Below are 11,562 nucleotides of genomic sequence, written 5' to 3'. Positions count from 1 at the left end.
GCCGCACCCACGGGTCGACCTCAAGAGCGGGTTGGGATTCGGCCTGTCGAGTACGGCTTGACGGACCGGACGCGGGCGAGCACCGTTGGTGGTTCGACCGCAGTGCGGGCGACGACGCCCGTCCGGCCCCGGCCGGAGCCGGGGCCGATCGCCGCCCGCTCTCCCGGACCGGTCCGGGGCGGCGGGCGGACGGCCGCTCCGGGGTTTCCTACTGCTTGTGGCCGTTGCCGTGTCCGTCGGGGTGCAGGACCACTTTGGTCCAGCCCTCGTCACGGGCGTCGAAGTGCTCGTAGGCGGTGGGGGCCTCGTCCAGGCCGAACTCGTGGGAGACGATGAAGCTCGGCTTCGCCTTCCCGCCGGCGATCAGATCCCGCAGCGCACGGTTGTACTTCTTCACCGGCGCCTGCCCGGTGCCCATGCGCTGGCCCTTGAACCACATCTTCCCGAAGTCGATCGGGACCTTGCCCTGTGCCTCCAGCTCCCCCTGTGCCTCCGCGCCGCCGGGGTCCTGGGGCAGGAACACGCCCACCACACCGATGTCGCCCGTGAACCTGACCGAGTCGATCAGTCCGTTGAGCGTGAGACCGGCGTCCTCGCGTCCCTGGGGGTCGTGTGCCTGGTAGCCGACGCATTCGCAGCCGTTGTCGGCGCCCAGGCCGAGGGTGGCTTCCTTGACGACCTCCGCCGGCTCCTGCTCGGCGGTGTTGATCGGGATGGCCCCGATCTCCTCGGCCTTGCGCAGCCGGTCGGGCTGGTGGTCGGCCACCCAGACACGGCCGGCGCCCTTGAGCAGGGCGGAGTAGGCCGCCATCAGGCCGACGGGACCGGCCCCGAAGACGATGGTCTGGTCACCCGGTTTGACGTGGGCCATCTCGGTGGCGTGATAGCCGGTGGGGAAGATGTCGGCGAGCATCACATAGTCGGTCTGCCGCTCGGCGGCGTCCTCGCCCAGACGCAGCGCGTTGAAATCGCCGTAGGGCACGCGCAGCAGCTCCGCCTGGCCGCCCTGGTAGGGGCCCATGTCGGCGAATCCGTAGGCGGCTCCCGCGAGGTCCGGTTCCGGCTGCATGGTCAGGCAGTAGTTGGTCAGACCCCGCTCGCACTGCTTGCAGAAGCCGCAGGCGATGTTGAAGGGCAGGACCACATACTCGCCCACCTGGACCTTGCGGACGGCCGAGCCGACCTCCACGACCTGGCCCATGTTCTCGTGTCCCAGGGTGCGGCCGGACTCGAACGAGGTGCGGCCCTCGTACATGTGCAGGTCCGAACCGCAGATATTGGTGGCGGTGATCTTGACGATGATGTCGCAGGGGTGCTCGATCTTCGCGTCCGGTACGTCCTTCACGGTAACCGTTCGCGGTCCTTCGTAGACTGCTGCTTTCATGACGGCTTCTCCTAGTGTCACGGCATGACCGCGACACGGTGGTGTGGAAGACGGTACGAAGAGACCGGCTTTCGGAAGCTGGTACGGCGGAAGTCTGTGGCTCCGGCACGCCTTGGCGGGCTGTCCACCCGGGTCTGATGGAATATCGGTGCCGCTGCCGGCCGGCCCGGCGGCGTGGCGTCCGAGTCCCCGCCTGCCTCCGAGGCGAAACAACCGCACACCGCTCGGTCCGCGGATTTTTCGCCCCCGGCCGGCCGCCGACCGCGGACGCGTCTGCGACTCACGCCATCAGCTACTCGTCGTGGTCGTCCTGCAGCATGCGGCGACGTTCCTGTTCGCGCTTGGAGCAGGCAGCCGCCCGGATCGCCTCGTCGCTCTCCAAGCCTGATCCCAGCGCGCCGCCCACGGTGGCGACCGAAGCGACGAACCAGGCCAGCGTCAAGTACTCCTCGGCGTGCAACGGAGTTCGCGTCATGGAAGCAAACACGCGGTCATTGAGGATGAACAGCGCCCACACCCAGTTGATGACCATCAAACCCACGTAGCAGACGAGCACCCCGATACCCACGGTCGCGATCGTCGAGGCGTTGTAGAGAGCCGCTCTCTTCCTCGCCTCCGGCGAGCCCTCTGCTGATCGATGCCACAACTCCGCATCTATGATCAGCCAGCTGATCATGATTGCGACAGATCCGACCGTGGCGATCACGAGGCGTGGCGTGCTCAGGGATGCGGCCAGACTCCACACGGTGGAGTTCACGGTGGCGACAGCCCCCGTGGCCAGTGCGGCCGCCAGGGCTTTCGACAAGCCCGGCACCAACCGCCACGGCCGGTTGGCGCGGACCATACCGCCGAGCACCCTCAGGTAACCGCGCGGCCCGGTGACGACGTACCGCACATCAGCGGTCTCCTCCTCGCCGATCGGGCCCGGGTGAACAGGCGCAAGACGACCGGTGAAACGTCCCAGCGGCTGATGCTGCGAAGGCTCCCCGGCCTCAGTGGCTCGCGGGCCCGCCAGGCTGAGCACGGCTTCCTCGACCGCCCGCAGAGCCCTCCTGCGAAGACGCAGGCTCCCCAGCGACGGGAGGGACAGCAGCGCCAAGCCGTGTTCATGACTGAGATCCATGACGAGCTTGCGCCCATGGGCGCGCAGCGGAAGGTCGGTGAGGGCCACGACGACGTCCCCGTTCTCCGCACTCCTGCGCTCCACGATCCGGCGCGTCAGCGTGGGCAGGTCCTCGGTCCCCGCGGTGAAGGGCTCACTGACCACCTCGACGTCGAACCGCCGCCCCCGGCCCGACGTGCCGGCGAGCCGGGCAGGAAGCATCCGGGCCACGCGCTGAGCGATCTGCGTCGGCGCGTCCGGATCCGCCAGGAGGGCCATGACCGTAACGTCCTGTGACGACACCCGCATGGCTCCTTCTCGTCGGCTGCCCCCGATCGCGAGTGCCCACAGGATGCCCCGAGGCAACGCCGACGCCGCGTGACACCCTGGCTCCCGCCGACCGGTGCAGGCGGTACGGTCAGATCTCCTCGTGCTTCCCGTGCAGGACCTGCCCCACCACTGGGCCACACGGTCGGGTGCGCCACCACGAACACCACCTCCGCGCCACCCCGGGCGGCACCGCACACCGCGCCACCGGCCGCCTCGCTTCGATGTCGGGCCCGGGAGCAGCGGCTCGACGGTGCCGTGCCGGCAGCCCTCGACCCCCTCGGTCATGGCCGCCATGTGCGTTTGCTCGCGACCTGGGGCTGAGCCGCCGGGCGAGTGCGCCACCGGGAGGCGGACCACCGCGGTCGCCGAAGCACGCCGGCACGGGGCAGGCGAAGGCCCCGACTGGTACGGGGGGATCCCCAGCCGGGGCGGATCGAGAGGGGGCGCGAAGGGCGGTCGCCCCGCGGCGCGGGCTCCATAAGGGCGGAGGCTCCACAAGGCTTCAGCCGAACGATCCTCCTCAGGGGCAGAGAGTGAGGCCCGGGAACACACTTCCCTTCACGTCCACATACGGATCAAGGGCGAAGCACTCCCGAACAGCGCTCGTGGGAGCGGGGCCCGGTGACGGCGCCTGTCGTGCGGTTCCCGACGCGATCAGGTAATCAGGAACGGTGAACAAGGACGCGACCGACCCATTCGTGCATGTCCGGGGCGCCGGTGAGAACAACCTGCGGAACATCGATGTCGACGTTCCGCGGGACGCGATGGTCGCCTTCACCGGAGTCTCCGGTTCGGGCAAGTCCTCGCTCGCGTTCGGCACGCTCTACGCGGAGGCCCAGCGGCGCTACTTCGAGTCCGTAGCACCGTACGCCCGCAGGCTGTTGCAGCAGGTCGGCGCACCGCACGTGCAGGAAATCACCGGACTGCCACCGGCCGTGGCCCTACAGCAGCGACGCGGATCGCCCAGCTCGCGCTCGACGGTTGGTACCATCACCACGTTGTCCAATCTGCTGCGCATGCTGTACTCCCGCGCCGGCACCTACCCGCCCCGGGCCGCAAGGCTGGAAGCCGAGTCGTTCTCTCCCAACACCGCGGCCGGCGCCTGCCCGGAGTGCCACGGACTGGGCGTCGTGCACGACGTCGCCGAGGACCTGCTCGTCCCGGACCCCTCGCTGAGCATCCGCGAGGGGGCGATCGCCGCCTGGCCGGGCGCCTGGCAGGGCGCCAACCTGCGCAGTGTCGTGAGCGGCCTGGGGATCGACATCGACCGGCCGTGGCGCAGGCTCAGGAAGAAGGACCGGGACTGGCTGCTGTACACGGACGAGCAGCCCTCCGTGTACATCGAGCCGGAGGAGGACCGCGTCGACTACGGCTACCAGGGCAAGTTCTGGAGCGCCCGCAAGCACGTCATGCACGTCCTCGCCGACTCCAGGAGCGAGAGGATGCGCGAACGGGCGCTCCGGTTCGTCAGGAGTGTGCCCTGCCCCGCCTGTCACGGCAGCGGACTGCGACCCGAGGCGCTCGCGGTGACCTTCGCCGGACGGTCCGTCGCCGAGATCAACGCGATGCCGCTCACCGAGGTCGTGGCGCTGCTGCGGCCCGTCGCGGGGCGGTCCGAGGCCGACGCCACCACGTCGACCGCCCGATCCGGGGAGACGACCGAGGTCGCGGTCCGGATCTGCCGCGATCTGGTCGCGCGGGTCGAGGTACTGCTCGACCTGGGCCTCGGATATCTCAGCCTCGGGCGCCGCTCGACGACCCTGTCGCCCGGCGAGGCGCAGCGCCTGCGGATCGCCACCCAGCTGCGCTCGGGGCTGTTCGGCGTCGTCTACGTCCTCGACGAACCCTCCGCGGGTCTGCACCCGGCTGACGCGGAACCGCTGCTGGACGTGCTGGACCGCCTCAAGGCGGCGGGCAACTCACTGTTCGTCGTGGAGCACGACATGGACGTCGTACGGCGGGCGGACTGGGTCGTCGACATCGGCCCCGGTGCGGGCGACGGCGGCGGGCGCGTGCTGTACAGCGGCCCGGTCGCCGGTCTTGAGCGGGTCGGGGAGTCGGCCACGAGCCAGTACCTGTCCGGGCGCGCCCAGCCGCTCGATCACCGCCCGCGCACACCGCACGGCTGGCTGCGCCTGCGCGGCGTCTCCCGCCACAATCTGCACGACGTGTCCGTCGACGTACCGCTCCGCGTACTGACGGCGGTGACGGGCGTGTCCGGCTCCGGAAAGTCGACGCTGGTGACGCAGGTGCTCGCCGAGGTCGTCCGCGGCCACCTCGGACTCGCACCCCAGGAGCCCGACGAGGTGCGGCTGGAGGTCGACGTCCAGGACGCCTCGGGGGTCGAGTCGTTCGACCGGCTGGTCCGGGTCGACCAACGGCCCATCGGCCGAACTCCCCGTTCCAACCTGGCCACCTACACCGGGATGTTCGACGCGGTGCGCAAGCTGTACGCGGCGACGGACGAAGCCAGGGCGCGCGGCTACTCGGCCGGGCGGTTCTCCTTCAACGTGCCCGAGGGCCGGTGCGAGACCTGCCAGGGCGAAGGATTCGTCGCGGTGGAACTGCTGTTCCTGCCCGGCACCTACGCGCCGTGCCCGACCTGCGAAGGCGCCCGGTACAACGCCGAAACGCTGGAAGTCACCCACCGCGGCAAGAACATCGCGGAAGTTCTGGCGCTGTCCGTCGACGCCGCCGCCGGGTTCCTCTCCGCCGTCCCGGCCGCCTCCCGCAGTCTGGAGACGTTGCGCGAGGTGGGACTGGGATACCTGCGGCTGGGCCAGCCCGCGACGGAACTCAGCGGCGGTGAGGCGCAACGCATCAAACTGGCCACCGAACTGCAGCGAGCCCGCCGCGGGCACGCGCTCTACCTGCTCGACGAGCCGACGGCAGGGCTGCACCCCGCCGACATCGTGCTACTGCTGCGACAGCTGCACCGGCTCGTCGACGCCGGCAACACGGTCGTCCTCGTCGAGCACGACCTGGACACGATCGCCACCGCCGACTGGGTCATCGACCTCGGTCCGGGCGGCGGCGACGCGGGCGGCCGGGTCGTCGCGGCGGGCCCACCGGCCAAGGTGGCGAGGGCCCGCCGCAGCGCCACCGCACCCTATCTCGCGGCCCGGCTCGCGCGCTCCTGACGGCAGAACCGCGATCGCGAATCCCCGGACACCTGCGGCGCGACCCGGCGGGCGGGTGGTTTCCACCCAGTCCCCGTGCGCGCGTCTCCGGTTGCGGTCGCTGACACCGGCGATGCGGAAAGCGCCTTGACCATGCCTGCCCCTGCCTCTGATCTGCCGGGGGAAAGAGCCCACCCTTCCGCGTGAGCGGCGTGTGACGGCCGCGTTGATCGGTCCGGCCGATGTGCTGGTCGCCGGCTTCGATCCGGTGGAGTTCCTCTATCGGGTCACCGAGCACTGCATGGACTTGTTGGGCATCAGTGATGCCGGGGTGGTGCTGCCCCCGCCCGGCAGCACCGGTGAGCAGCCGGGAAAGTCGGGACCGAAGGAGTAAGCCCCGCAGGACAACGGACCGTGATCGCTGTCGGCACCCGTGGTCTTCGGTGCGTGTCCGGACAGTTCCCGGCGCGTCCTGGTCGTGGCCTGCCCGCTGATGCCGCTCTGTACGGTCTGTGGGTGCACGAGGGGCACGGTGACCGCCCCTGCGGAGCGCGATGAGCTGCACCGGCGCGATCACCACGGTCGGCCCTGGCCGGCGGCTGTCCCGAGTGCGGGGAGGGCCGGGGGCGAGTGTGTCCGGACCGGCCGGCACGGGTGTGGTCAGGAGGTGGGGAGGGTGACGGTGATGGTGACGGTGGTGCCTCGGATGTTGGTGGTGATGTCCAGGTGGTCGGTCAGCTGCTGGACCATCCACAGGCCGCGCCCGTTCTCGGCGGTCTCTGTGCTGCAGGCGGGCGCGGCGGCGCTGTCGGTGAAGCCCGGGCCCTGGTCGGCCACCTGGCAGTGCAGGGTGCCGTGGTGTTGATGCATCGTCAATATGCCGTGGCCGCCGCCGTGCAGGACGGCGTTGGCCGCTATTTCGTCGACGGCGAGTACGAACTCCTCGCAGCGCTCCCAGGGCAGCCCGGCCTCGGCGGTCCATGCGCGGACCTGGGCCCGTAGGTAGGACAGCGAGGGGGCGGTGAAGGCGATCTGAAGCGGGCCGTTGTCGAAGAAGGCATAGGTCTTTGAGGTGGCGGTCACCGCGCGCGTCCTTCTGAAGGGGGCAGGGCGACCTGCGTCAGGCTCCCCGCGCCCAGCTTGTGCAGCAGGCGCGCGTGGAAGGGCGAACAGTGGACTTCCACGCGCCGGTGTTCTGCGGCGTCCGTGAGCAGGTGGACCAGGGCGCGTGCGCAGGTCATGGACAAAAAGCACACGCGCGACAGGTCCAGTTGCAGGAAGCCGTCTCCCGTCGCACCGGTCAGTGCCTCGCGCACGGCGGCCTGGAACCGTGCGGCGGTCGCCAGGTCGGCGTCGCCGATCAGGTGCAGGCCGTTGACGCTGTGGTGGACGGCCAACTCGCCGGGCCGCTCCAGCAGGACCACGGGGTGGCCGACGCGCATCGCCTCCAGCACCTTCGGTGTGAAGCGGCGGCGGTCGTAGGTGCAGATCTCGGCGTAGTGGCGGTCGGTGAAGAGGGCGTCCGCGTGCGTCTCGCGGTGCATCACTCCCTCGACGTCCATGTCCAGGTCTCCCACCCAGGCCATGTCGATGACCGAGCGCAGCCCGGTGTAGCCCTCGCGGCGGGCGCGTACGGTCTCCTCGCGCAGGCGGCTGATCTGGCGCTGGGCGGTGAAGCGCCGCTGGGGATGGATGAGCGCACGCATGCTGGTGATCTCCAGATGGCCCCGGGACACCGCCTCCTCGGCCGCCGGCGACCAGGTGGCCAGCCGCTCGAGGACCTGCGCGTGGGGGACGGCCGGATCCGCCATGGCGATCACTTTGTCCCCTCGGGCGAGCCCGAGCTGGGTGAAGGCGGCCGGCACCTCCCAGCGGACGTCGTCGTCGCCGTAGTGCGCGAAAGCGTGATCGCCCAGGCCCATGGCCTCAACCGCCCTGGTGTGGGCATCGACTGCAACCGGCATGATCCCTGCCTTCCTCATCCCCGCACCTCTTGGAAACGGGCGGGACAGCCACTGCACTCAAGGAGGTTAGCCAGCCCCGGCGCACGGCCCGGCAAAGATGCCCATACCGAAGGCAATTGCCACATCGCCACCCCGGACGGCTCGCTCAGCGACTGCTTATGCGGCTCACCGGACCGTTTCTGCCCGCGCCCGGCCGCCACCGGCCGTCAGGCTCCTTCCGTTCCGGCACGATGCCGGGCTCCTTGCGAACTTGCGGTGTCTTGCGATGCCGTTGGGGAGGCACAAGTGCAACTGGCCGGCCGGTGATCGCCCGGCTGGACCTGTCCGGCGACGTGGGGCAAAGGGGCAGTGGGCGGACAGCTGAATGCGTCTGGCCGGCTCACAGGCCGGGACCGCCGCCTGGTCGCGCACCCCCTGCGGCACCTGATGCGGGCCGGACCGGCGACCGCGTCCGCGCGCTGGCCCGTCTCCCACGCGAGACGGGCGGCACCGCCAAGTGCGCTGCCGCCTCCGGCACCGCACAGGCCCGGGAAGCCGCCGGCACTCTCGCAGCCTTCCTGCGCAGACGGCGCCGGAGCCGCCTCTGCCCGGCTCCCGCACCCCGGCCGCTGTGCCGCCGGTCCTCGAGGGACGCCTGTCGGGACCGGCTTCACTGGCCGCCTGGACCACCGAGGTCGCCCTGCCCGTCGCCGAGACGTTCGCCTCGCGCGCGGCTCGCCACACGTCGACCTCGTCCACGTTCCGCCAGGCGCCAGCCCCGAGCTGCCGTTCATCGAGGTCGACAATGGCACCGGGAGGTCGTAGGTCCTGACGCACAAGAGCGGCCTTCTCCAGCGCCCGGCCCGCAGCCGGAGCCTTGCGGGCCCGGCGCTGTGGCACGCCTTCTGGCCGTACGCGGCCCCCGGCCGCGGACAGCGGCCTGCGTATCCCCGGTCGCGGTCGTGTTCACCAGGAGCGTCGGCGAGAAGGCGCTGCTGAACCGGACCAGCCACCTCAACCGGCTCTGCCGGCACCACTGGAAGCGCACCTGGCACAGCGAGGTGCGCCCAGAAGAGAAGGGCGGGGGCACCATGGCTACCGCGACTTCGAGGGCCGTACCCCGCCCCTCGGCCTGCTGGCCGTGAAAGGCCCGCACGGGTCGATCTGGTGGCGCTACGGCCACAAGGACTGGGAAACCCTCACCGCCGCCCTTGCCGACCCCGATGACCTGGCCGCCTGCCGCCGCCGATCGTCAGCGTGCTCGAGCCGTCCGCCGGCGCCGCGAGGCCACCGCCTGGCCCTGCCCCAGACGTGGCGCCCGCCCCTGCTCCGGCCCCGGCCTGCAGGTCGGCGACCGCTGCGCCACGTGTGTCCGAGAGCCGGCCGGGGTCCTGAGGCGGCGACCCCGGCTTTGGGGCTGGCTCTTCGGCCGCTGCGCACCCTCCCGTCGCCCGGCACGACAACGGATCAAACAACCGGTAACCCCCGGCGCGACAGGCTCGGGAGTCGCCGCAGGTCAGGCCATCTGTTCGCCTCGGTGGACGGTATGACGTCCCCTGTGCCGCCCTTCTCGGCCACTGAAAATGAGGTGGGTGCGGGAGTGCGGGGCGGCTTCGGGGACGAAGCCTGCGGCCCGTTGCGCGTCGGCGAGGCCTCCGGGTGCTGGAGCCGGGGAGGGGCGGGCAGCTGCCCGGTGCCCGGACTGGCTGACGCGCGACAGGCTGTTGCGGCAGGCGTTGCGATTGGGCGGCAGCGGAACGTCCCCGGCGGGCACGCGGCGGTGTCGGGCTGGCGGTGCCGGTGTTTCGGGCTTGGTGTCTTCCTGGTGTGGCCGTCGGGTGGTGTCGCCGGTTTCCCGCCTGGTCTGTGTGGCGTGGTGGGGAGGGCAGGCGGTGTCCGGGCGGGTGGTGGCGTCGGTGGCGATGGGCTTGAGGGCGGGCAGGCCGGTGAGGGGCATGACCCGGATACGCCAGAAACCCGCCGCGGGATGATCTTGAACGCCTGAGCGGGTCCGTCCGTCACCCGTTCGGCTCGGCGTCGTTGGTGGTGACGTTGGATGTCGTCCGGGGCGCGGTGGGGTGTGACCTCGATCGAGCGGACCGCGTATCCGCGGTTCGAGCGGCTGATCACCGCGCATGAGCTGCATCCGTTCCTCGCGCCGAGCCGTGACGAGGTTGAGTGGGCTACTGCCCGTACCGACGGCGATGAGCATCTGCTGGCCCAGCTTCTGATGTTGAAGTCGTACCAGCGAATGGGGTGCTTCCCGAAGCTGGACGAGATCCCCGACACGGTCGTCGGCTTCGTCCGCCGGGCGTTGGACCTGCCGGAGGGCACCATGCCGGGAGCCGCGAACCGTACGGCGGAGCGGCAGCGGACCGCCGTACGGCAGCGAACGGGCCTGTCGTACGACAAGGCGCGGGCCCGGAAGATCGCCGAGGCGGTGGTGCGGAGCGAGGCCGTCTCGAAGAACCGCCCGGCGGACCTGATCAACATCGCGCTGGAGAAGGTCGTCGAAGCCGGGCTGGAGCTGTTGGGCTTCACCGCGCCGGACGCGCTCGCGGCGAAGGTCCGCACCGAGGTGAACGCCTCAATCCGCAACCTCCGAGCTGAAACCGACCACCGTGCGCGCGGACGCGCAGGGCCAGAGCTTCCCTGTCTTCGCGCTCGCGCACCTGCTGGGCTTCGACCTGATGCCCAGGATCAGGAACTGGAAGGACCTGACCTTCTACCGGCCCACGAAGAGAGCCGAATACGTGCACATCGACGCCCTGTTCGGGGAGCCGGGCCGCAACGTCATCGACTTCGACCTGATCGAGTCTCAGTTCCGGCACCTGATGCGGGTGGCCGTTTCCGTGCGCGAGGGTGCCATCTCCTCCACGCTGCTGCTGCGGCGCCTGCGGGCGGGCTCACGCAAGAATGCGACCTACACGGTCTTCCGGGAGGTCGGCCGCATCATCCGCACCGTCCAGCTGCTGCGCTACCTCTCGGACGCCCCGCTGCGCCGGCGGGTGACCGCCGCCACGAACAAGGCCGAAGCATTCGACGGCTTCTCCCAGTGGATCGGCTTCGGCAACGGCGGCGTCATCACCGACAACGACCCCGTCGAGCAGGAGAGGACCGCGAAGTTCAACGCCCTGCTCACGAACGCGGTGATCTTCCACAACGCCCTCGACATCGCCGAGGTCGTGCGCCAGCTCCAGGAGGAGGGCTACATCATCGACCCTGAGGACCTCGCCCACATCTCGCCGTACTTGACCGAGCACATCCGCCGCTTCGGCGAGTACTCCACCCACGAACTCGGCATTCAGCCCGAGGCGTACGACCCGCACCTGGACGTCGACTTCAGCCCGCTCCGAGGCAACGACCCGCCCGCCCCGGACGGCTACGGCCAGACGGCATGACCAGGAGAGTCGGCCCTGGAGTCCTACTGGCTCAGAGACCAGGGGACACCGGACCCGCCGGTAGGTTGGCGGGGCCCTACCGCCGTTCGGCTTCTGTATGGTGCTGGCCGTGGGTGCGTTCCAGAGTCGATGGACGGTGGCCCGGCTTGACGGAGAAGAACTCGGCGATGGTGTGCTCGCGGGTGGCGTGCTCCTTGACGAGGCCGGTCCAGCCGGCTCCGCAGGACTTGCCGCGTAGGGTTGTAATAGCTATAGTTACGACTAAAGTCGAGGGGCGAGGGAG

The 11,562-nt window shown here is 70.4% G+C and carries 8 protein-coding genes and 1 pseudogene; 5 read left to right on the top strand and 4 right to left on the bottom strand.

The features are described 5' to 3' along the window. Positions 1-208: 208 nt before the first annotated feature. A complete protein-coding gene (locus IE271_RS18995; protein WP_190191541.1) occupies positions 209-1,384 on the bottom strand; it encodes a glutathione-independent formaldehyde dehydrogenase in 1,176 nt (391 codons plus the stop codon). A gap of 292 nt (positions 1,385-1,676) precedes the next feature. Further along, entirely contained in the window at positions 1,677-2,795 is a 1,119-nt protein-coding gene (locus IE271_RS18990) for a hypothetical protein (RefSeq protein ID WP_190191540.1), read from the bottom strand. A 692-nt stretch (positions 2,796-3,487) separates the two neighbouring features. On the opposite strand from IE271_RS18990, the gene uvrA reads away from it, so the two are divergent. Both uvrA and IE271_RS18980 read left to right on the top strand, forming a co-directional pair. Further along, a complete protein-coding gene (uvrA, locus tag IE271_RS18985; protein ID WP_190191539.1) occupies positions 3,488-5,956 on the top strand; it encodes an excinuclease ABC subunit UvrA in 2,469 nt (822 codons plus the stop codon). Between the two features lie 193 nt (positions 5,957-6,149). Further along, a complete protein-coding gene (locus tag IE271_RS18980) occupies positions 6,150-6,329 on the top strand; it encodes a hypothetical protein (protein ID WP_229919421.1) in 180 nt (59 codons plus the stop codon). Between the two features lie 266 nt (positions 6,330-6,595). Here the strand turns inward: IE271_RS18980 and IE271_RS18975 are convergent, their stop codons facing one another. Continuing rightward, positions 6,596-7,018 carry an ATP-binding protein gene (locus tag IE271_RS18975; RefSeq protein WP_190191538.1) on the bottom strand — a complete coding sequence of 141 codons (423 nt, stop codon included), beginning with the start codon at positions 7,016-7,018 and terminating at the stop codon, positions 6,596-6,598. Continuing rightward, a complete protein-coding gene (locus IE271_RS18970; protein ID WP_190191537.1) occupies positions 7,015-7,899 on the bottom strand; it encodes an MEDS and STAS domain-containing protein in 885 nt (294 codons plus the stop codon). The genes IE271_RS18975 and IE271_RS18970 overlap by 4 nt, the downstream gene beginning before the upstream one ends. A 941-nt stretch (positions 7,900-8,840) precedes the next feature. Between IE271_RS18970 and IE271_RS18965 the strand changes: the two genes are divergently transcribed. The 3 genes and pseudogenes from IE271_RS18965 to IE271_RS18955 all read left to right on the top strand — a co-directional run bounded on the left by IE271_RS18965 (position 8,841) and on the right by IE271_RS18955 (position 11,279). Then, on the top strand, positions 8,841-9,023 hold the full coding sequence (locus IE271_RS18965) for a hypothetical protein (protein WP_190191536.1): 183 nt from the start codon (positions 8,841-8,843) through the stop codon (positions 9,021-9,023). Positions 9,024-9,934: 911 nt separating this feature from the next. Beyond that, a pseudogene (locus IE271_RS18960) lies at positions 9,935-10,411 on the top strand (DUF4158 domain-containing protein); the annotation flags it as partial. Between the two features lie 73 nt (positions 10,412-10,484). Next, positions 10,485-11,279: a Tn3 family transposase gene (locus tag IE271_RS18955; protein ID WP_268256207.1), complete on the top strand. Its 795-nt coding sequence runs from the start codon at positions 10,485-10,487 to the stop codon at positions 11,277-11,279. Positions 11,280-11,562 lie beyond the last annotated feature (283 nt).

This window comes from Streptomyces minutiscleroticus (genome assembly GCF_014650875.1).
Classification (GTDB): Bacteria; Actinomycetota; Actinomycetes; order Streptomycetales; family Streptomycetaceae; genus Streptomyces; species Streptomyces minutiscleroticus.
The sequence above is the reverse complement of the archived record's forward strand: the minus strand, read 5'-3'. Positions and strand labels throughout refer to the sequence as shown.